Annotated in this window: 21 protein-coding genes and 2 tRNA genes; 10 read left to right on the forward strand and 13 right to left on the reverse strand. The window is 29.8% G+C overall.

Annotated features, from left to right (window positions below; genetic code table 11):
- Nucleotides 1–9: 9 nt before the first annotated feature.
- The 3 genes from D3P13_RS10080 to cyoE form a co-directional block, all read right to left on the reverse strand.
- Entirely contained in the window at nt 10–996 is a 987-nt protein-coding gene (locus D3P13_RS10080) for a cytochrome c oxidase subunit 3 (protein ID WP_117881944.1), read from the reverse strand.
- 82 nt (nt 997–1,078) lie between these two features.
- Nucleotides 1,079–1,639, reverse strand: coding sequence for a cytochrome c oxidase subunit 3 (locus D3P13_RS10085; protein WP_232829169.1), 561 nt, complete (start codon nt 1,637–1,639; stop codon nt 1,079–1,081).
- A gap of 7 nt (nt 1,640–1,646) precedes the next feature.
- Nucleotides 1,647–2,552: a heme o synthase gene (gene cyoE / locus D3P13_RS10090; RefSeq protein WP_117881948.1), complete on the reverse strand. Its 906-nt coding sequence runs from the start codon at nt 2,550–2,552 to the stop codon at nt 1,647–1,649.
- 171 nt (nt 2,553–2,723) lie between these two features.
- Here cyoE and D3P13_RS10095 point away from each other — a divergent pair.
- The 5 genes from D3P13_RS10095 (at nt 2,724) to D3P13_RS10115 (ending at nt 4,789) form a co-directional block, all read left to right on the forward strand.
- A tRNA-Gly gene (locus D3P13_RS10095) sits at nt 2,724–2,795 on the forward strand.
- A 45-nt stretch (nt 2,796–2,840) separates the two neighbouring features.
- Nucleotides 2,841–2,926 (forward strand) — tRNA-Leu (locus D3P13_RS10100).
- A gap of 335 nt (nt 2,927–3,261) precedes the next feature.
- Nucleotides 3,262–3,783 (forward strand): hypothetical protein, encoded by a 522-nt coding sequence (locus tag D3P13_RS10105; protein ID WP_117881950.1) that lies wholly within the window; start codon nt 3,262–3,264, stop codon nt 3,781–3,783.
- A 1-nt stretch (nt 3,784) separates the two neighbouring features.
- Nucleotides 3,785–4,333 carry a helix-turn-helix domain-containing protein gene (locus D3P13_RS10110; RefSeq protein ID WP_117881952.1) on the forward strand — a complete coding sequence of 183 codons (549 nt, stop codon included), beginning with the start codon at nt 3,785–3,787 and terminating at the stop codon, nt 4,331–4,333.
- 3 nt (nt 4,334–4,336) lie between these two features.
- Nucleotides 4,337–4,789 carry a hypothetical protein gene (locus D3P13_RS10115; protein ID WP_157972885.1) on the forward strand — a complete coding sequence of 151 codons (453 nt, stop codon included), beginning with the start codon at nt 4,337–4,339 and terminating at the stop codon, nt 4,787–4,789.
- Nucleotides 4,790–4,921: 132 nt separating this feature from the next.
- Here D3P13_RS10115 and D3P13_RS10120 read toward each other — a convergent pair whose 3' ends face one another.
- The 5 genes from D3P13_RS10120 to D3P13_RS10140 form a co-directional block, all read right to left on the reverse strand.
- Nucleotides 4,922–6,319 carry a hypothetical protein gene (locus tag D3P13_RS10120; protein WP_117881956.1) on the reverse strand — a complete coding sequence of 466 codons (1,398 nt, stop codon included), beginning with the start codon at nt 6,317–6,319 and terminating at the stop codon, nt 4,922–4,924.
- A gap of 389 nt (nt 6,320–6,708) precedes the next feature.
- Nucleotides 6,709–6,954 (reverse strand): hypothetical protein, encoded by a 246-nt coding sequence (locus D3P13_RS10125; RefSeq protein WP_117881958.1) that lies wholly within the window; start codon nt 6,952–6,954, stop codon nt 6,709–6,711.
- A 2-nt stretch (nt 6,955–6,956) separates the two neighbouring features.
- Nucleotides 6,957–7,100, reverse strand: coding sequence for a hypothetical protein (locus D3P13_RS21920; protein ID WP_157972886.1), 144 nt, complete (start codon nt 7,098–7,100; stop codon nt 6,957–6,959).
- Between the two features lie 415 nt (nt 7,101–7,515).
- Entirely contained in the window at nt 7,516–8,037 is a 522-nt protein-coding gene (locus D3P13_RS10135; protein ID WP_117881962.1) for a hypothetical protein, read from the reverse strand.
- A gap of 40 nt (nt 8,038–8,077) precedes the next feature.
- On the reverse strand, nt 8,078–8,287 hold the full coding sequence (locus D3P13_RS10140; protein WP_117881964.1) for a hypothetical protein: 210 nt from the start codon (nt 8,285–8,287) through the stop codon (nt 8,078–8,080).
- Between the two features lie 155 nt (nt 8,288–8,442).
- Here D3P13_RS10140 and D3P13_RS10145 point away from each other — a divergent pair, with 155 nt between their 5' ends.
- Nucleotides 8,443–8,958, forward strand: coding sequence for a hypothetical protein (locus D3P13_RS10145; RefSeq protein WP_157972887.1), 516 nt, complete (start codon nt 8,443–8,445; stop codon nt 8,956–8,958).
- 504 nt (nt 8,959–9,462) lie between these two features.
- Here D3P13_RS10145 and D3P13_RS10150 read toward each other — a convergent pair.
- The 5 genes from D3P13_RS10150 to D3P13_RS10170 form a co-directional block, all read right to left on the reverse strand.
- On the reverse strand, nt 9,463–10,257 hold the full coding sequence (locus tag D3P13_RS10150) for a hypothetical protein (protein ID WP_157972888.1): 795 nt from the start codon (nt 10,255–10,257) through the stop codon (nt 9,463–9,465).
- A 311-nt stretch (nt 10,258–10,568) separates the two neighbouring features.
- Complete coding sequence (locus D3P13_RS10155) at nt 10,569–10,955, reverse strand: hypothetical protein (protein ID WP_157972889.1); 387 nt, start codon at nt 10,953–10,955, stop codon at nt 10,569–10,571.
- A 4-nt stretch (nt 10,956–10,959) separates the two neighbouring features.
- Complete coding sequence (locus D3P13_RS10160; RefSeq protein WP_117881971.1) at nt 10,960–11,241, reverse strand: MerR family transcriptional regulator; 282 nt, start codon at nt 11,239–11,241, stop codon at nt 10,960–10,962.
- 78 nt (nt 11,242–11,319) lie between these two features.
- The gene (locus D3P13_RS10165) at nt 11,320–12,213 is read right to left on the reverse strand and encodes a hypothetical protein (RefSeq protein ID WP_117881973.1); all 894 of its coding nucleotides are present in this window, start codon (nt 12,211–12,213) and stop codon (nt 11,320–11,322) included.
- A gap of 36 nt (nt 12,214–12,249) precedes the next feature.
- Nucleotides 12,250–13,578 (reverse strand): phage integrase SAM-like domain-containing protein, encoded by a 1,329-nt coding sequence (locus D3P13_RS10170; protein ID WP_117881975.1) that lies wholly within the window; start codon nt 13,576–13,578, stop codon nt 12,250–12,252.
- 587 nt (nt 13,579–14,165) lie between these two features.
- Between D3P13_RS10170 and D3P13_RS10175 the strand changes: the two genes are divergently transcribed.
- The 4 genes from D3P13_RS10175 to D3P13_RS10190 are packed head-to-tail and all read left to right on the forward strand — an operon-like array spanning nt 14,166 to nt 20,901.
- Nucleotides 14,166–17,264: a SusC/RagA family TonB-linked outer membrane protein gene (locus D3P13_RS10175; RefSeq protein WP_117881977.1), complete on the forward strand. Its 3,099-nt coding sequence runs from the start codon at nt 14,166–14,168 to the stop codon at nt 17,262–17,264.
- 12 nt (nt 17,265–17,276) lie between these two features.
- The gene (locus tag D3P13_RS10180) at nt 17,277–18,644 is read left to right on the forward strand and encodes a RagB/SusD family nutrient uptake outer membrane protein (protein ID WP_117881979.1); all 1,368 of its coding nucleotides are present in this window, start codon (nt 17,277–17,279) and stop codon (nt 18,642–18,644) included.
- 29 nt (nt 18,645–18,673) lie between these two features.
- Nucleotides 18,674–20,122 (forward strand): CBM96 family carbohydrate-binding protein, encoded by a 1,449-nt coding sequence (locus D3P13_RS10185; protein WP_198680006.1) that lies wholly within the window; start codon nt 18,674–18,676, stop codon nt 20,120–20,122.
- 23 nt (nt 20,123–20,145) lie between these two features.
- A complete protein-coding gene (locus D3P13_RS10190) occupies nt 20,146–20,901 on the forward strand; it encodes a glycoside hydrolase family 16 protein (protein ID WP_117882268.1) in 756 nt (251 codons plus the stop codon).
- The last annotated feature ends 10 nt before the right edge of the window (nt 20,902–20,911 follow it).

A 20,911-nucleotide genomic window follows, 5' to 3' on the forward strand; every position in this document is an offset into this window, starting at 1 on the left:
ATTATTTTTTTAAACTAAATAGAAGAATGTAAATACAAATACCCATACTAAATCGACAAAGTGCCAATATAAACCTACTTTTTCAACCATTTCATAATGACCTCTTCTTTCATAGGTTCCAATTATAACATTAAAAAAGATAATGATATTTATCAATATACCTGAGAAAACGTGAAATCCGTGAAATCCTGTAATAAAGAAAAAGAAATCGGCAAACAACGTATTACCATATTCATTAATCTTAAGGTTTGCACCTTTTACGACACCTGTTGCTTTCGATAAAAACTTATTTGCGTCTTCTCTAGATAATATTATTTTATGTTTTGTTGCTAAATCAACCTCTTCAGTTCTTAAGCTGATATTAGGACTGTTTTTAAAACTCTCTATCACTTCGCTTGTTGTAAACGGAGGTAACGCACCGGCATCTTGTACATACCATAATCCATTACTTTTAGTGTGTGCAACTCTTTCATTAGCAGCAGACTTTGTAACAAAATCTTCTAAAGCTACTTGATGACCAGAAGCATCTACAAATTGAACCACTTTACCATCTTGTAAAATTAAAGATCCATAAGTACCACCAATAAAGTTTTTCCACTCCCAGGCCTGTGAGCCTAAGAAAATTAAACCACCAATTATTGTTAGCAACATATATAATGTTACTTTGGCTTTCTTCATCTGATGACCAGCGTCAACAGCTAACACCATTGTTACTGAAGAAAATATCAAAATAAAGGTCATAAAAGCCACATAGTACATAGGAAAATGACCATGTAAAAAAGGTACGTGCGTAAAAACTTCGTCGGCAATTGGCCAACTGTCTATAAATTTAAAACGCATAAGCCCGTAAGCTCCTAAAAATGCAGAAAAGGTTAAGGCATCTGACATGATAAAGAACCACATCATCATTTTACCGTAACTGGACCCTAACGGTTTCTTACCTCCGCCAGACCAAGTTTCGCCTTCTTTGTTTTCTGTAGCAATTGTTGCTTCCATAAAAAGTTTATCAGTTAATTTTGGTTATATAATATTGGTTGATACGCAAAAATATAAAATTATATGACATCACCAATTTTTATTATGTAATGAAATAGAAAAATAAAAATAGGAAAATCCATAAAAAATCAACAAAATGCCAAAAAATTCCACCCACCTCTAAGCCTAACGCATTATCGGCACTGTATTTATTATTTAAATGTCTAAAAAGAACAACTAGCAAAACTACTAGACCTGCCGCAACATGCAGCAAGTGAGCAAATGATATTACGACCAGCAATGATGAAGATACAACACTGCCTTCTCCGGTAAAATATAAGCCTACTTCTCTTAATTGATTAAATCCTTCGAATTGAAAAAATACAAATCCAACAGCCAACACTAACGTAATTACTAAAAAAATTGTTGTTTGTGATCTCTTATTTTTTAGAATACTTTTTTTTGCTAAAAAATAACTAATACTGCTTAAAATAATTAATAGCGTGCTAATATATAGGGCTTGAGGCAAATCAAAAGAAACCCAATCTTCACGATTACTACTTATAACATATGCACTAGTTAAACCAGCAAACATCATTATCATACTAATGATGGCAACGTACATCATTTGTTTCGAAGTTCTACTTCTTATTTGAGCGTCCATGATCATTTTAATGTAAAAATTTATCGATTACGTAAATTACTTGTATTAGTGTTATATAAAAAACACTTGACAACATTAATTTTCTCGCTAATTTATCCGTTTGTTCTTTGTGTAATTTAATACCGTAATATAACATTACGATACCTGCTATAAAAATTAAAACTGCTGCCACTGGTGATAAATATAAACTACCCGTTAACTTAAAGACCGGAAATACAGAAACAACAATCATCCAAATAGTATACAATATAATTTGTGTTGTTGCTTTTCTATTCTTCTCTCCAGTGGGTAACATATTAAACCCAGCTTTTTTATATTCATCGTATTGTAACCAACCTATGGCCCAAAAATGTGGGAACTGCCAAAAAAACTGAATCATAAATAACATTCCTGCTTCAATACCAAAATGATTGGTCGCGGCTACCCAACCTAACATAAAGGGAATAGCACCTGGCAATGCACCTACAAAAACCACCAATGGTGTTTTAGGTTTTAAGGGTGTATAAATACTTGTATATAAAAATATAGAAATGGCCCCAAACATAGCTGTTTTAGGGTTTATCATATATAAAATTGCAATACCTAAAACGGTACTGGTTCCTGCAATAATTAAAGCTGTATTCACAGACATTCTGCCCGTAGGCAATGGTCTGTTCATAGTACGCTTCATTAATTTGTCTGAATCTTTTTCTATAATCTGATTAAAAGCATTTGATGCTCCAACCATAAAATAGCCACCAATTGCCAATAAAAAGAGTGTTGATATTTGTACAGATTCTGCAGCTAATAAATATCCAGCCAAAGCAGAAAAGACTACACTAATTGATAATCCAAACTTTGTTAATTGCTTTAAATTATCTAAAGTCGATGCGAATGATTGCTTTTTTGCGATAGTACCCAATGAAGTATTCATAAATTATTACTAAAGTGGTGCAAATATATTTATTAATTTGATACAACCGACAGTAAAATAGAGACTTTACAGATCATTTTTAAAAAAAACCAAAAAAGGCTTTGCAATTTATATAATTATATTAAATTTGCCCTCGCGTTTGAGATGATAACGCCATGTTCTTTAAAAAACGCGAAAGTAGCTCAGGGGTAGAGCATCACCTTGCCAAGGTGGAGGTCGCGGGTTCGAATCCCGTTTTTCGCTCATTCATAATATATACCAATTTGTTGTCGTGCAAACGATAAACAGGCTCGAGTGGTGGAATTGGTAGACACGCTGGACTTAAAATCCAGTGGACAGTAATGTCCGTATGGGTTCAAGTCCCATCTCGAGTACTTTTTAAAACCTCAACTATCTGTTTATTAGAAAGTTGAGGTTTTTTTATTTACGTTTTGCTAAACATATGCTAAACATTTTAAAATAATTGGATTTAATAAGAAATTTTACTATTTTAAGAAACTTGGTTTTTCTTTTGTGATTTATTATTTAAAATATAACAATTATTCTAGGAATTATTTTCTAGTTCATACGTACCTTGATGCTGTGAATCCATTATAAAATGGTTTTTTTCGTTAAACAAAAGTTAATATATGTTTAAAATATAATTATATTTGAAAAATAATGTTGTCAAGTAACAAAATAAATATACATTTACAAAGTTAACTTATAAGTGAAGTTTCAAATAGAAATCATAAAAGATGAAAATTTAGATTTTACGAAAGTGAGATACTATACATTAAAATTTATTGATGAAGAGAAAACAGAATATCAAAAATTTATAGATGAATATAAAGAAGAATATCTGTACTGTATTAATTTTCTAAAGCTTTGGATAGCCCAGATTGGTGAAAAATTTGGAGCTGATGATCAATATTTTAGGCCTGAAGACAATGCTTCTGCTCTACCACCACCGACAAAAACAATAAGAAAACTTGATTATTCACTAGACAAAAAAAATTTAAGCCTCAGGTTATATTGTATTGTCCTAAGTATGGATGTTGTAATATTAGTAAGTGGTGGAATTAAAGAAAGTGATGCTGCAAGAGATAGTCCGACTTGTTTTGAAAAATTAATGTTCGCTCAATCTATTTCATCACAATTTCATTTTTCAAAAAAACGTGGGGAATGGAATTTAAAAGGAAAAGATATTAAAACTGAAAAAAATTTTAGACTAACTTATCAAAAAAAATAATATGGCTTCAAAAGCTTATTTGAAAATGTTGGAAGAAATTCCTAAGGAAATTCAGAATGATGTTTTTGGATCGATTGATATTGCTAATGAGATTTATACCGTTTTAAAACAAGAGGGTATGACTCCTGCAGATTTAGCAAGATTAATGGACAAGTCAGAATCTGAAATAAGTAAATGGCTGACAGGATTACACAACTTCACATTCAAAACTGTACGGAAAATAGGTGCTACTTTAGGAACTGATTTAATAGTTTCTAAATCAAGTAAAATCAAGTTTTACGAGGAGCTACTCCATGAGAAAGAAGAATTGATATCGAGATTAAAAGGGCAATTGCTAAAATTGAATGAGATTAAAGTTAAAATTAATTACACCTATACAAAGTCAAAATATAGAAATATAAAAATTGGGGCTTGTGAAAGTAACCCCTCTGATTGTTGGAGTTTTAAAATTTATGATGAAGAGAGTAAATTAGAAAGAGATAATATCAAAATTGAACCTGTAATGTCTAGTAAATTACATACAAAAAGGCTAGAATTTATAGAATTATAGATGATGTCAAAAACTAAAAGTAAAATTAAGAAACTCGAAGAAATCAGGGTAGAAATTATAAGTGTCCGCCCATATGGTTTTTACATGCATGATTTTGAAAGTAAGGACAATTTAACAAAGGATGGTGTTGAGTTTGGACTTGTTATGAAAATAGGACATAACATTGAAAAACAGTTGGTGACAATTGATATAGAAAATGATTGTTATTATAAGGCTCAAAATTCAAAAAAGAAAGAAAATATTTTTGGTATTAAAAGCTCTACTTTATTTAGAGTGATTGATTTTGATAAACTTTTGAATGAAAAAGGAGAATTTTCGCCCCCAGAGGATTTTATTAGAAAACTATTAAATATTTGTATAGGTGGAATAAGAGGTATGATTTCTATAAAACTAATGAATACTCAAATGAATGATATAACATTTCCCTTAGTTGATTTAAGTAAATTTGAGAATTAACAACTAGTATATATTTATTTTAGATAATATTCCATTTCATAACATTTATAAGACACATTTGCAGTTGTCAAAAAACTGGTATTAAGGAAAAATCTTAATATAATTTACTTTTAATAGTAAATATTCCTACGTTTATTTGTCATAATTAAACCTTCTTTTTCTAACACCATCATAATTTATTAAATTTAAAATACAATCTCTTAAAATATGATCAAGTTTGTAATAATTCTTTAGCCGTTCATTGTCATTTTCACCAAAATCTCCCTCATGCACTGCTATATTCCGTTCAATATTCACTAAACTTTTTACTTCTTCATTAAGTGGAATTTTTGCATAATTTAAAAAACTATAAAGTTTGTTTGTAGTTTCTCCCTTATGAAGTTTATTCAAGTTTCCTATTTTAGATAAAAAAATACTCCATGCTGTTTTATTTTCTTTATCTATTTCATCTTTGAATTTTTTTATAGTCTCAATTATTTTTGCTTGTATCGTATTTTTAAAAAGTTCAGTAGAAATTAATTCACTTGGTGTATCGGTTGAATTATGTAAGTGATTTTTGCTAACTTTCTCCAATGCCGTAATTAATATAAAATATCGCTCTTCTATGTTTATTTCATTGGTAGAATTTAATGATAATATTAATGACTTAAAATCAAGCTCCTGTCCTAAGTGATAAAATTTATCAAAGCCTTGAAAAAACATTTTTGAAAACACTTCATTTGTATCCCCTCGATAATCATTTATTGGTAAATAATCAGATGAACTTATCTTTGTAATTTCTTTTCTAGAGTATAAATTTACTAACTGAGCATCTAGTGTTTTTTCCCCTAACCCTTTTTCAGAAATATACCATCCAGTATACTCTTTCTTTAAAATAACAATTGAGCCATTTATAAAAGATAAAAAACTTAAAAGCTCGTCCCTAAATTTTAAGTAATTCTTATATAATAGCCGGCAAGAACTTGACGGATCTCTGAAATCGATGAGTATATTTTTATTTCTTGTATTTCTAGTTAAGACCATATTGAAAAAGTTGCAAATAAAATCCTTATGATTTATGAAAAACCCTATAGATGTATGGTCAAATTTAAAATTACCGAATTTATTTATTTGAGAACCATTTCTATATTCATTAATTGTTGTTGAGTCGCTGAATTCGATTTTCAAACCATCAATTTCAATTGCGTAAATAAAATTGTCTTCAACATCTTCATAACTCTCTTGTTTTGGTCGCTCCTTTTTATTATCTTCTAATTTAATATTTCCATAGCATTTAAACTTCGCTTTTTGGTTATTTTCAGTATAAGTTGAACAAAACAAACCTGAAATTTCAATATCATATCCCTTTTCAGTAATACCGACTAATGAATAATAATATGAGTTATCTGTTCTTTCGAAAAAAGTGGGATCTGACAAAAATGTTTCAACACTATAAACTCCTTTTTTTTCTGAGACTAAAGCAAATTGAATTACACATTCTTCACTATCATGCTTAATATGTCCGCTTAAGACGGTGTATTTAATCCTCATAAATAGTATTTTCAACCAATTACTAATTTAAAGTTAGACAAATCTGACCACTTCACATCACTTCACTCTCACTTCTGCCTTTACTTTTTCCAAATAAAATTAAAACAATAATCAATAATAGTAGTGTAATTCTTTACAATAGTTTTCTTTTACTAACAGTTGAAACTAAAATTGAAATTATATAGAGAATTATTCCAGCATTAATTATAGCCACCTAAATACTTAGAATAATTAATATATCTGTTAAAGTTACAATTGTAGTGAGATTTTTATTGCTAAAGTTTTTTAAACTGGATTTTCAAAATTATAAAATTAAAACAAATCGATCAAACTACAACAATAATTATAATCAAGAGGAAAAACACCCATTGATAAAGGGGAATACCTTTTTATTTCATGAAGTAATTGTTAAGATTTTTTGAATATTTATTTAACCTATACCCCTCTTTAAAAGGTCTATTTTCAATTATCTTATTTGATTGAGCATCATAAACCACCTCAACAAAAAACATATCTATTGCGTAAACATTAATTTTAAAACTGCCCTCGATAACAGTATCTAAAAAAGTGCCTAAATTCCAAATTGAATTAAACTGTTCTTGCTTATTCAATAATAAAAACTCGTAAAGGGTCATTTTTAAATAATATTGAAGTATTGTAAAATATAGGCAATCACTACAAAGGCAATACCATAAATCAAAGTATATTTACCAAAATCATCAAAACTGTTTGTGTTTTGGGGTTCTTTACAACTTGCTTTTGGTGCTGATGTACCCTCCATAGTTTAATATTAGACTACTAATTTAATAATTTTATCCTTATTCAAACTTTTGATAATTTTATCATTTCATTAAGTAGTTCAATTGGCACCAATCTTTTTGTAAGATTTGACAATTTAGTTTTCTTTAATTCAATAATTTTATAAATAACAGGACTGTTAAAATTTAGGCTTTCAAGTTCCAAAATTTTACTTTCAATACTTACAATGTTCATAAACCTACGAAATTGGTCTTTACTCAAATTTGGTACTCCATTTCGCTTGACAATGTTACTAAAGTATTCTGTATAATTCATTTAACAAAACTACTTACAGAATGAATAAGTGATTGATTCAATTTGTAGCAAAACTGTAATTTAAAATTATTCTAAATTATTGTTGTAAATAATAAGATATTTTTAGACTTATTCAATTAATACTACCAATCTTCATTATCTTCTTTTACAGTAAATAAATCCTCAAAAAAATTATTATACATTGATAATGCTTTTTTGGTGGACTTATTTATCTTAATATTATCACTTCTAATCACAAACCTTGATAAATCATCATAATCATATTTATCTGTTAATTGTAAACCTACCATTCGATTTGTCTTAACTCTAATTAGGTTAATTGTAACTCTATACTTACTTTCCTTAAATTCAATTTTACCTTTTAAATCTCCTCCCAACGATGTATACATTGGAAATGTACCTACTCTATGTCCGTAATGTTTTAAATCTTCACGATTGAAATCTTTATTAAAATCAAGGTAATCACTACCTACATTTTCAAAAGTTAACTTAAGGCTTCTTTTTAAATCTTGTAATTGTATAGAATCTTCAAAAATTCTTTGCCAAACAATACGCCCCTTATCTACTTTAAAGTTGCTAAATGAATTGACTTGAGATTGTATAACAAAAGGAATTAATAACAATAGTAGTGTGACGTTTCTCATTGTATAAAAAATTATCCAGTTTTTATTTATTTAAAATCTACTACCTACCTCGCAATAACACGCCAATAATTGATAAGATTAAAATAATAGCGATAACCCATACAATAGTAGATAGGTTGTTTCTTATTTTTTCTAATTTATCAATCTTAATTTGTTGCGAATACAATAATTCCAGTTTAAATTGCTCATCTGTTATACCTGTACGCTCTGCATTAAAAGTGGATTCTTTTTTTGATATTTTTCTTGGCATGATTAATATTTAAACCACTAAATTAATAATTAGTTGAAGTATTAAGTATAATATTATTATATTTTTATCTAATTTTTAAAATCTCAAGAGAACTAAATGAAACATAGCAAGCCTTCTTCAATAAATATAAACAGTATTAATATAAAATATAAATTATGATAGATTTTATTTTGATTTCAAAAGTATTGATATTAATGGGTCTTTATTTCATATTAAGTAAAATTTATAAAAACTTTGATTTTAATTCTTCTGCACCAATTGATTTTTTAAATTTTAAAAAACCAATTCAAATATTAGTATTAATAGTTGCTTGTATATCCGCTTTTTCTATATTTATGTCATTTGTAGTTTCAGTCTTTTTAGTTATTGCTCCAGGATTTTATAATTATTTAGAAACAAGACCATATTGGGATCAAATAATAATACTATTTGGATTTATTGCTTTTTATTTCGTTTCTAAAATGAGAATGGATGAAATAAGTGAAAAGAAGCAGAAACAAAAAGAACTAATTACAAGTCAAAAATCAAGAATAAATCAACTTGAAAATGACCTCAGAACAACAATAAACACCTTAGAGGAAAAAACACTCCCGAAACTAACGGAAAATGAACGTGCAAGAATAATAGCCTTTAGAAATACAATGGAACGAAGGAAGGATAACAAGGAATAAAGCTTTAAACCACAATCCTTAAAGAGATTTATTAAATACAAAGTTTAATTATTTACTAGTGCCTAGTATGGTTAATCCTCATACATTTTTAAAAGGGGTATAAGGAATAAATAAACCCATACCCCTATTAACTTTAGTTAAACTTTTAAATTTTTTTGACTTTTTTATCAATGTGACCTTAGTACCCTACAATCTAATTTAATAGACAAATTATGAATCAATTTCATCCATAATAACATTTTTACTATAATATTTGATATGCAACATAAATACCACAAATCCTTTTATTTAATTGGCTCTATCTGAATTTATTGACTTTTTTCATCATGTAATATGTTCTCTGAATTGTTACTATTTATAACCTTCAGGCTATAAAAATAAATGAGATAATTTCATTTAACCTTAACAATATCTGCTTTTACAGGTGTTGACAGCGTAATAAAAAAATATTTTATTCAAGATTAATATTAAACAGTTACTTTTGATGTGCGATTCTAAGCCTATTTAACCATCTAACAATGCTTCTTGCATTTCTTTGATGTTCTGCATAGTATCTTGGTTTTTAGAGTTGTTAATTAATGCTAAATTGTACTTTACGACTTTTCTTTGGTGGGTTGCTTTCGTATTCTTACTTAACTTACTTTTTATATGTCTCATGATGCTTTCAAAGTCGCCATTATATATATCGTTTAAATAAAAAATATGTGCAAAGTTTTTTTCTTGTGGGTTTGTCATATTAGTAGTGTTTAAGATTGACTGTATTTTGGTTTGATTATCTATGATTTTAGTAAGTGTATTGTAATTTAAGTTTTTAAAATTAAGGACATCAACAAGGTTTGTACTTTTTAAATATTTTCTAATTGTTGCCATTTTTGATAATCTAGTTTCTATTCTTAATACATCATCAAATACACCTAAAAGGGTAGGGTAATGTTTATAGAAACTCTTATGCTTTAGCATTTCATACCCCTTAAGATAGCCAGTTAACCTTAATGGCGTTCGTTGTATGTTTTCATTAAATGTAATACCACTAGGGTACTTTGCTTTTGTAAAGTTAGGTGCTATTAAATTATTTAACGATTGGATATAGTTTTTAGGTGAACTTAATTTTAAATCATTTTTTACATCAACCGACTTTAAAGTACTATATTTAATAAAATCAGGCAACAAAACAATACCACTTTTATTAATATTCGTGACTACTTGTTCAATTGTATCAATGCAAATTCCTTTTGGATAATCTAAACCTAAAATTTTACTACTTAAATTAATTCTTACCGTATCACTATCGTAATTCACTATTATTTTATTAATGCCAGTTATGCTACTTTCTAAAATATAATTATTTTTTATTACACCCTTTGAGGTTTTAACTTTAGAATGAGTAAATTTTTTAAAATTAATATCCTGTATTAAGTCAGTCGGTGTTGTTAATGATATGGAATCTAATCTTGTCAATCTACTTATGAGGGTATTAATTTTTAATACTTATTGCAGTATAATTATATAAAGGCATTTTTGTATATTTGCGATAAGGGTATGCGTTGCCGTATTCCCTAACATTTGAACAAATTAAAAGGGGCTTTGAACACCCCTTTTTTTTATTTGGACTAATTGTTAATGAATGGCAAAACCTTGCTTAAATCGGTTGTATAGTTGTTCTGAAAGTAATAAACCAATAGTGTACTAGTATCATCTGAAAACTTAAATACTACTAAATCTCTTTTACGATTAATATCGCCTTTGTAGAGGTTCGTTTTAGATGTTATAAATAATCCTGTTAGGCATTTACTCCATTTTTTGCCCTGTCTTATCTTTATCCAGTATTCAGGCATTGATAAGGCACAATTTTGGTTTTTACTAATGTTAAGGAAATTTGAAAGTAAAGTTCTGCCGTTAAGCATCTCCAATAACTCGTAATGTTTCGTGGTTTTATATTTACCCTCGTTTATTTCTTTGAACAAGTGGGTAATTGGTTGAGGTATTTGCGTTGCCATTGTCTTATTTTTTAAGTTGAACAATAGCATTTTCCACCTCATCACGGATATACAGAACACGTCCGCCAATAGCGTATTTAATTAATATGCCTTTGACGGTTAAATTGTGTACCGTGGATAGGTCGCAATGTAACATTTCATCCGCTACATATTGACGGGTAACGTACTTTGTAGGTTCTTTGGGTTGAAATTCTTTTTTAAGGTTGTCTAATTGACATTTAACGGCTTCATTGATTAGATTAACTAATGCCGAAGGCGATGTTGAAATAAACTGTACTGTTTCCATTTTCGAAATATTTTTGATTAATACTTCGACAAGATTAATGCAAGTTGCCCTGCACCAAACTACTGCACTGGTGCAGATTTAGTGCAGATTATTTAATTTAGTATAAATGTTCTGAAAATCAGTAGTTGTTTCAATATTCCGTTCATTGCAGTAGACGGCAATTTTATTCATCATAGTTTTTGAATTGTAGAAATTTTTTTGCCCAGCATCTTGCAATGTATCGTTTACGTATTGTCGTACCGCTTTTTCAGTTTTTAAAATTTCTTTTTTGATGTGTATAGATAATTTTGAAATATCCGAAAAACTTTCGCCTTTAAATTTATAGTCGTTATTAAATCCTTTTTTTTCTATGGTAATAAACCCCTGTGCAAACAATGCTCCTATTTCGCAGTAAAATGGATAAACTATAGTTTCTTTTTCTTTAAGATTATTATAATTAAAATTTTCTCCATCATTTTCAGGCGATAGTCGGTCAAACATTTCATCTAACCTTTTATCTGCTTCCTTTCTTTTTGTTTTATTAATTTTTATTAATTCTTTTCTTTTTTCCTTTGCCCAATCTTTAATAATCTTTTTTTGCTCAAAATAGTAATCAATGATAAATTCTTCTTCTATAACTTGATGTTTTTTATTACTTATTTTATTAAAAATTTCAAAATCATTATGATTATTTATATCTAATATTGGATGTTCTTTTTCTAATTTTTTTATAGATTTATTTAGTGCCTTGATGCTTTTTTTTAAATGTGTGGTTTCATTTCTTGCATATACTAAATGATCTTTAATAAATTTAATTAATTCATCCTTTAACCAATCCTCCAATTTTATAAAACAAGAGTTGAGTTTTTCTTCCAAATCTGAAATAGATACATTATCAATCCCTCCTCCATCTCTATATTGTTTAGGTTTTAATATTTCATCAAGTTCGTAAGGGGTTCTTACATGTCTAGTGAAATAATCTAAATTTTCCATTTGAACATTTATTTACACGTTGCTTATAGATTGTTATTATTGATTTGATACTTTTAATACCTTTAAATTTGTTTTTTCACTTAATGAAACTTTACTCTTTTTCTTTTGCTCCATTAATTCTGCATATTCTAACATTAACTTAGCGTTTTCATCTTTATCCTCTTTTACTCCGATATAAGATAAAAACAATGCTTCTTTAGAATGAGCCGTGCAATACATCAAAATTGGTGTTGGGATATGTAAATAATAATTGGTTGCAAAGGATCTTCTACAAACGTGTGAAGTTATTAATTTATACTTTGGGTAAGTGCCTTTGATTTTTCTTTTTGTGTCAGAATCTAACAAACTGCCTTTAGTTAGTTTATTTAATCCTATATCTTTGCAAAGCATTTTTAAATAATTGTTAAACTTTTGGATAGATATTTTATACGGTAAACCACTTTCTTTTATTGCTTTGACTTCTGACCTCACTGCGATTGAAATTTCTTTACCTGTTTTTTGTTGCGTTAAGTCGATATATTCAATACCATTTCTAACATTAAAATTATCTTCTGTAATATTAAGTAGGTCGCCCCCCCTTTGCCCAATCTCACAGCCAAACAATAACCACTTTCTAACATTAATTAATGATTCATTTTTTAATTCAAAATTTTCAATTAACCTCAACTCCTCAAATGATAAAGTTACTATTACCCTTTCGGCTTTCGGTTCTGTAAAAATAGGAATATCAAATGCATAGGAATGCATCTCAACGCCTTTAGGTTTAGCATCTTTACAAATTGCCTTTAGGTTATCAATAATTTTACCTGCGTAACCTTTACTATAATCATTTTCTTTTAATAACCAATTTCTAAAAGCATCTGAAAAATTTGCATCTAGATTTTTAAACTTTAATTTCTTACCGGTAAAGGCTTCATATTTTTCAATCGTACCCTTAAAAGTTTTATAACCCTTAACCCTGTTTTGAGATAATCCGATTTTACCGTTTGATAGTACTTTAGTATCTGCAGTATCAATAACATTCTGAATATAATCAGTAACCAAATTACTTATTTCAGTCGTTTTAACGCGTTTGAAATAAATATTTATACTTAACTCTAACCATTCCGACAAATCCTCTTTGGTAGTTTCTTTTGAATTGTCAAGGTTATTAATGACATAAGTCTTTAAGGCTCTTAACTCTTTGGTTAAATTTTTTAAGTGTGGTGTATTTTGTTTTGGTAGTCCGTTTTTAGTATTCCAATCCTTGAAACTAATTTCTTTACCAATTTTCTTAAATATTACTTTACCCCTACCCGCTGATAGTACTAAATAAATCGGTGTGTTTTCTGACTTACTACGAAGTTTATAATTGATTGTTGCCATATTTTGAACGTTTGAACATACCAAAGATAATGAATATTATTAATTTGCTAAACATTTGCTAAACATATTTTACTCTTCATTCAATTTATATCAATTTGATTAAATTTTGCTTATAGACTATAAACTATCGTAAACATTGATTTAACAAAGCCTTATACCAATTTTGTTGAGGTTTTCAAATAGCATCAATTGAGTATATCCTACTCCCATCTCGAGTACAAAAAAACCTAGACTTTCGTCTAGGTTTTTTTATTTAGATTATCCTCACGTACTATATAGGTACAATCATAACTCTTCAAGTCCCATTCTCTTTAATTTTAAATCATCTGAATCAAAATTATTTTCACAAATTAAAACGGCTCTAAAGTGCAACGTTACCATAGCATTTGAAAATCAACAAACGTTTGCATCAAGACTAGGTTATTATCACTTCAAGCAAATAACAATTTAAATCACTAAATAAAAAAAACACACTGTATCAATGGATTACATTAAAATGAATTGCATGACAATTTTATGCAAACGTTTGCGTAATTAAAATATTTAATTATATTTGTGTCATAATAGACACCCATAAATTTTAATTCATGAAAAAACTAATTGAAAATCCCCCTATTAATTTTTACAAAGCGACATTTGTAAAAAAGTCAATTTTTTTCTTCTTTTTACTCCTTTTTTCCATTACAACAGGTTTTTCTCAAAACCAATCTGTTTCAGGAAAAATAACAGATGGAGTTACTGGAGAACCATTAATTGGAGTTAGCATTATTCTCAAAGGCTCTATCAGAGGTGTATCTTCTGACTTAGACGGAAAGTATAATTTTGACAACATTTCCACAAATGACATTTTAGTCTTTTCCTATGTTGGCTATGGAGAGAAAGAAGTAAAAATTGGTAATGAAAAAATTGTAAACATTACTTTAAATGCTCTAACAGACCAACTAGACGAAGTAATTATTGTAGGTTATGGTGTTAAAAAGAAAATAAACGTAACAGGATCAGTGATTTCTGTAAAAAGCGAAGACATTGACAAGTCAAGCTTACAGGATCCAATATCTGTTCTACAAGGAAGAGCTGCAGGGGTTCAAGTAATCTCAAATTCAGGAGCTCCAGGTGGTGGAATGTCAATTAAAATAAGAGGTAATTCCTCATTAAATTCTGGTAACTCCCCATTATATGTAGTTGATGGTGTTCCCATTGAATCGAACATGCTTTCTTCATTAAATGGTACAGAAAACTTCGGACTTAACCCTTTAGCAGATATAAACCCTGGTGATATTGAGTCTATTGAAATATTAAAAGACGCAGCGTCTACCGCTATATACGGCTCACGTGCTGCAAATGGAGTAATCTTAATTACTACCAAAAGAGGTTCTTCAGGTAAAGCACAAATAGATGTTAATATCAACACTGGAGTTAGTGAAATATCTAGAACTCTAAGTGTATTGAATGCAACACAATATAGACAGGTGATTCTTGATGCATACAATAATATGGAAAACCCTACTACACCCAACGGAATTATTTTGGATTCTTTAAATCCGAAAAACAATGGTGATGTTGATTGGCAGAAAGAATTATTAAGAACAGCACCTCAGTACAAAGTTAATCTTGCAGTACGAGGTGGATCTGATGATATTAAATATGCTTGGAGTACTTCTTTTCTAAATCAAGATGGTGTTATTTTAAATTCGAATTACAAAAGAGTAACTTCTAGATTAAATGTTGATTATAAAGTTTCTGAAAAATTAACTTTTGGACAAAGCATTTCATATACACATGGTTTAAACAATAGAATAAATGCGGGCGGTACTAATAACCTAAGTGTAATTCGCGAATTATTAGTAAGACCACCAATTTTTGCTATGTATTTACCTGACGGTTCTTATAACGGTTATCAATTTGGTAGGAGAAACCCTGTAGGATTGGCAGAATTAGCTACACATACGAACCAGAGTAATAGAATTATTGGAAGTCAATATTTTGAATACGAAATAGTAGATGGTTTAAAATTGAGGAGTAACCTTAATTTAGATAACATCTCAATGAAAGAAGATGAGTTTATCCCTTCTACACTAGATTATAGAGCTGGCTACAATAGTGGTTCTGTTCGTGCTATCAATAATTTAACTTGGGGTAATGAAACATATTTGAGTTTCAATAAAACGGTAAAGGAAGACCATAATATATCTGCACTTGCAGGTATGAGTTTTCAGAAATGGAAATACGAAAGAGTTGGTTTAGACGGTATGTTCTTTGCCAGTGATAACATCACCACGTTGAATGGTGCGGGTACAATTTCTAATCAAGACGTAAATATTGTAACTGAACACTCCATGTTATCTTATTTTGGAAGACTTTCTTATGACTACAAAGGCAAATACTTATTTGAAGCTAATTTAAGAACTGATGGATCTTCACGATTTGGTAAGGATAAGCGTTTCGGCTATTTTCCTTCTGCTTCTTTTGGATGGCGTTTCTCGGATGAGCCATTGTTCGAAAATTTAGATATTGTAAATGATGCTAAATTAAGATTCAGCGTTGGTCAGACAGGTAATGAGGCTATTGGTAATTACACTTCTCAAGGTGAATTTATAGTAGGTTCAAATTATTTAGATAATTCAGGTGCTTCACCATCAGTAATGCCGAATTCAGGATTATCATGGGAAACAACAACACAATACAATGCAGGTTTAGACATTGCCCTTTTGCAAAATAGAATCACGCTTAACGCTGATGTTTACTTGAAGATTACTGATGATTTACTTTATAATGTGCCTATACCAAGAACAACTGGTTTTGCCTATGTAACTCAAAACATTGGTAGTATTGAAAATAAAGGAATTGAATTGTCTATAACTTCTAGAAACCTTGTTGGTGATTTTAAATGGGACACCAACTTCAACATCAGTTCTAATAAAAATCAAATAACAGATTTACCAGATGACCTATTAACTAATGGTTTTATACAAAATGGTAATTTTCACATCTTAAAAGAAGGTTTACCAATTGGAACATTTTATGGTTATAAGTTTAACGGTGTTTATTCTAGAGATGAAGACAACGTTAATGGTGTTACCAATGGAGCACTTGGTCAAATCTACAAAGGAGGTGACCCTATCTGGGATGACGTTAATGGTGACAATATAATAAATGAAGATGACCAACAAATTATTGGAGATGCTACACCAGATTTCTTTGGTGGGATAACGAATAACTTTTCTTACAAAGGTTTAAGCTTAGGAGTCTTTTTCCAATTTTCTTACGGTAATGACATTTACAGTGAAATTAATCACCAAAGAAATTCAGTTGTTAGATACAACAACTTATCAACTGACGCTTTAGACCGTTGGAGAAACCAAGGAGATGTTACTGATTTCCCTAAACCTGTATTAGACGACCCTTTACGATCAGACAGTAGAGTTCAAAGTCGTTGGGTTGAAGATGGTTCTTATATAAAACTTAAAAATGTTAATCTAAGTTATAACATACCTAATAATGTAGTAACAAAATTAGGCTTAAGAAAACTGGAAGTATATGCTTCAGCTCTTAACTTAATTACTTGGACACGTTATACGGGATTTGACCCTGATGTTAATTCGTATAGCGGATTAAGAGAAGGTATTGATGAAGGATCATATCCTCAGAGTCGTACTATAATGTTAGGTTTGAATATTGGATTTTAAAAATAAAAAAACATGAAAAATTTTAAGAAAATAATTACAGGATTAATTGTGTTACTTACACTATCTTGTTCAGATGATATTTTAGATAACGACCCCATTAGTAGTTTTTCTGCTCAAGGTTTCTATCAGACATCAGCCGATGCTCAAGCGGGAGTATATGGTATTTACGATGCCCTTCAGTCTACATTTCGTACTAACTTTTCTCATTGGGGAGAAGGAAGAGCTGATGCGGTTAATACAAATCATTCAGGTGACCCATTAGCGTTGCAACAAAACACTTTGAGCAAAGCAATAACATCGGCCAGATGGAATAATATTTATGAAACCATAAGTCGTGCCAATTATGCTATAAAATACATTCCAGAAGTTTTTGAAACAGAAAGTGAATTTAGCCTTCAATTAATCGCTCAAGCAAGAGCATTAAGAGCATTGTCTTATTTTTATGCTGTTAAAATTTGGGGAGATGTTCCGTTAGTTACTGAACCTTATGAAAGTGTTGATCAGGAATTTTTTATTGACAAAACAAATAAGGAAGAAATATTAGATCAAGTAATAACTGATTTAATTTTTGCTTCTGAATATTGTAGAGAAACTTTCTCTGGAGATAATACAAGAATTCTATTTACTCAAGGTGCAGCAAACGCATTATTAACACATGTTTATATGTGGAGAAAGGATTATGAAAATGCAATTGTAAGTGCGGAAAAAGTATTAGACAATAACTTATATTCATTAGTTTCAATGAGTGACTGGTCTAAAATTTTTACATCAGGCTATTCTAACGAAAGTATTTTTGAAATCGGTTATGACGATACGCAAACAAGTGGCCTTAGAACACTTTATGCTGTAGGTTCTGATAGTGATTATTTTCCAAGTGAATCATTTAGAAACTCATTTGAAGATGGTGACCAAAGAAAAAATTTAATCTACGATACATCAAATTCTGACCCTAGAAAAATATGGAAATTTTTTGGCGAAGGATTTAATGATGAAAGTGCTGAACCTTCTTCAAACAATATAGTATTATTACGATTAGCTGATATCATATTGTTAAAGGCAGAAGCTCATAATCAACTTAATCAAGTAGATGAAGCATTGAGTTTACTAAACTTAATTCGCAATAGAGCTGGAATACCTCAATTGAATGAAACCGAAGCTGTAAATCTTTATGGAGATGTAGCCGCTACAATTCTGCATGAAAGATCAATTGAATTGTCTTTTGAAGGACATCGTTGGTTTGACTTAGTTAGAACTGGAAACGCAATAAACGTTATGAACCCAATAAATGGGTTAAGTGATGAAGCTAATTTGGTATGGCCTCTACATGAAGACGCTTTGAATAAAAATCCTAAACTTGAACAAAATCAATTTTATAATTAAAATTATTTTAAAATTTTAAATCCAAAAAAATGAAAAACAATAAAATAATTGGACGGCCTTACATCGGAGTTTTTGTTATAATGATTGTAACTCTTTTTTACAATTGTGAAATACAAGATAACTTTTCATATGATCATTCAAACTCTAATGCTGAACTCGGCATTACAGCATGGGAGTATATACAAAACAATGACTCCTTAAATTTGTTAGAAGAAGCTATTACGTTAACAAATACACAAAGTTTCTATGAAAGCGGTTCAGATAAGACTTTTATAGCACCAACTAATGAAGCATTTACAAATTATTTGCAAGACAACTCGTACCTAAGTTTATCTGAAGTACCTGTACCTATTTTACGTAATGCTCTTAAATACCATATCGTAAATTCTTTTGTTTCTTTTGATGATCCTGATTTAATGGAGCGAAATAACCCGTTACCATACACCACTGAAAATGGTCAAATAATTTACTTATCACATAATAGTGGTTTTACAGGAATTGTAAATGAAGGAACTAGTAAACAATGGAATATCATAACTTCCAATTTAAAATCAACAACTGGGGTGATACACGTATTACCTTCGATTGTTTATTTTTCTGCTCTTACAACAGGTAACGACGACCCTGACCCATCTATTACGATGGATACCATTTATCCAATACACGATACGTATATTAATGGCGGTAGCCAATCTGGAAGAAATTTTGGTACCGATGTTCTTATCAAAGTTAAGAATGTTTCAGACAACGGACTTTATGACAGAAAAGGATATTTAATGTTCGACTTAAAAGAGTTAAGCAAAGAAGGTGTAATAATTGACTTTAAGCTAGAGTTACCGATTAAATTTACCCATGGAAAGGAAGTTGACTTTAATGTTTACGAAGTACAAGACACTTTATGGAGTGAAGTAGGCTTAACTTTTGACAATGCTACGTTACCTACTACAGCCCCTATTGCTAGCATAACAACCTCAAAATTGAGTGCTTTCGAATTTGATCTTATAGATTATTATAAAAACTTGACGCACAACGGAAGAGTTTCTTTTGTATTAGATGGAGAATTGGGAAGTAATGAAACTGATGAGATTTATTCTAAAGAAAATGTATTAGGCTTTAATCCTCCAATGCTAATTGCCAGACTTTCATCTAAAACTAGTGTTCTTACTATAGAAACCAATACTGGTTTTTCAGTAGACAGTGGAGAAACTTTTGCTTTTGACAACAACGTTTTAGAGGTAATTGGTGCTGCTCCTGAAGACTTAACCTTTACCATTGAAGAGGCTCCAGAATATGGATGGCTAGTAAGAGGTGCCAGTATATTAAAAACAGGTGATACTTTTACACAAGAAGATATAGATGTAATGAATCTTATTTTTATAAGTAATGGCTCAGGATCTTCAGATAAAATTGTTGTATCAGCTGCGGATAAAGTAGGGGCTACTGTAGATAATTTTAATATTGATATAACTATCCAATAGGGAAATATAATATGAGCATACCCATGAAATCAACCCTTACTTATCTTAGTTTTTTATTACTATTTCCATTGTTTATGATGAACTCTTGCAGTGCGTCTAATGGTGATAAAGATGAAGAAATACCTGTTGTAACAACGAGAATCATAACATTTTCAGGTTATGAATGGGTAGTAAGAACTACCAAGGATGATAAACAAGGTCCTGGACCTAATTTTTTTTCAGACTCTGAAGAAAATGTATGGGTAGATAATGATGGAAAACTCCACCTCAAAGTTGTACAAAGAGATGGTATATGGTATTGTGCGGGTATAACATTACGCCAAACGCAAGGACATAAAAAATATGTTTTCTATCTATCAAGTAGAGTTGATCAATTGGATGAAAATGTTGTTGCCGGATTGTTCACTTATAAGAATGACGAAGAAGAAATTGATATCGAATTTTCTAGATGGTCAGATACTGAGAATCAGAACTCACAATTTGCAATTCAACCGTCTTATGTAGCAGGAAATAAAACACGCTATGATATGAATTTAGATAGTAATTTAACTACACATTTCTTTGATTGGCAAGCTGATAAAATTGACTTTGGTAGTTATGAAGGGCATACGTTAGAACCGGAAACCAATGCTATTATTAACACATGGACGTATACTGGCGAAGCTATACCTCCACTTAATGACGAGCGTTTAAAAATAAACCTATGGTTGTTTAGAGGTAATGGACCAACGGATAACAAAGCCGCTGAAATGATTATTGACCGTATTGAAATATTATAAAGTATAAAAA

Source organism: Aureibaculum luteum (assembly GCF_003449015.1).
Classification (GTDB): domain Bacteria; phylum Bacteroidota; class Bacteroidia; order Flavobacteriales; family Flavobacteriaceae; genus Aureibaculum; species Aureibaculum luteum.

Excerpts from the sequence above, each read along its gene's own strand:
- D3P13_RS10080 (WP_117881944.1), bottom strand. The coding sequence starts at position 996 with ATGGAAGCAACAATTGCTACAGAAAACAAAGAAGGCGAAACTTGGTCT.
- D3P13_RS10085 (WP_232829169.1), bottom strand. The coding sequence starts at position 1,639 with ATGGACGCTCAAATAAGAAGTAGAACTTCGAAACAAATGATGTACGTT.
- cyoE (WP_117881948.1), bottom strand. The coding sequence starts at position 2,552 with ATGAATACTTCATTGGGTACTATCGCAAAAAAGCAATCATTCGCATCG.
- D3P13_RS10110 (WP_117881952.1), top strand. The coding sequence starts at position 3,785 with ATGGCTTCAAAAGCTTATTTGAAAATGTTGGAAGAAATTCCTAAGGAA.
- D3P13_RS10115 (WP_157972885.1), top strand. The coding sequence starts at position 4,337 with ATGTCAAAAACTAAAAGTAAAATTAAGAAACTCGAAGAAATCAGGGTA.
- D3P13_RS10120 (WP_117881956.1), bottom strand. The coding sequence starts at position 6,319 with ATGAGGATTAAATACACCGTCTTAAGCGGACATATTAAGCATGATAGT.
- D3P13_RS10125 (WP_117881958.1), bottom strand. The coding sequence starts at position 6,954 with ATGACCCTTTACGAGTTTTTATTATTGAATAAGCAAGAACAGTTTAAT.
- D3P13_RS21920 (WP_157972886.1), bottom strand. The coding sequence starts at position 7,100 with ATGGAGGGTACATCAGCACCAAAAGCAAGTTGTAAAGAACCCCAAAAC.
- D3P13_RS10135 (WP_117881962.1), bottom strand. The coding sequence starts at position 8,037 with ATGAGAAACGTCACACTACTATTGTTATTAATTCCTTTTGTTATACAA.
- D3P13_RS10140 (WP_117881964.1), bottom strand. The coding sequence starts at position 8,287 with ATGCCAAGAAAAATATCAAAAAAAGAATCCACTTTTAATGCAGAGCGT.
- D3P13_RS10145 (WP_157972887.1), top strand. The coding sequence starts at position 8,443 with ATGATAGATTTTATTTTGATTTCAAAAGTATTGATATTAATGGGTCTT.
- D3P13_RS10155 (WP_157972889.1), bottom strand. The coding sequence starts at position 10,955 with ATGGCAACGCAAATACCTCAACCAATTACCCACTTGTTCAAAGAAATA.
- D3P13_RS10160 (WP_117881971.1), bottom strand. The coding sequence starts at position 11,241 with ATGGAAACAGTACAGTTTATTTCAACATCGCCTTCGGCATTAGTTAAT.
- D3P13_RS10165 (WP_117881973.1), bottom strand. The coding sequence starts at position 12,213 with ATGGAAAATTTAGATTATTTCACTAGACATGTAAGAACCCCTTACGAA.
- D3P13_RS10170 (WP_117881975.1), bottom strand. The coding sequence starts at position 13,578 with ATGGCAACAATCAATTATAAACTTCGTAGTAAGTCAGAAAACACACCG.
- D3P13_RS10175 (WP_117881977.1), top strand. The coding sequence starts at position 14,166 with ATGAAAAAACTAATTGAAAATCCCCCTATTAATTTTTACAAAGCGACA.
- D3P13_RS10180 (WP_117881979.1), top strand. The coding sequence starts at position 17,277 with ATGAAAAATTTTAAGAAAATAATTACAGGATTAATTGTGTTACTTACA.
- D3P13_RS10185 (WP_198680006.1), top strand. The coding sequence starts at position 18,674 with ATGAAAAACAATAAAATAATTGGACGGCCTTACATCGGAGTTTTTGTT.
- D3P13_RS10190 (WP_117882268.1), top strand. The coding sequence starts at position 20,146 with ATGAAATCAACCCTTACTTATCTTAGTTTTTTATTACTATTTCCATTG.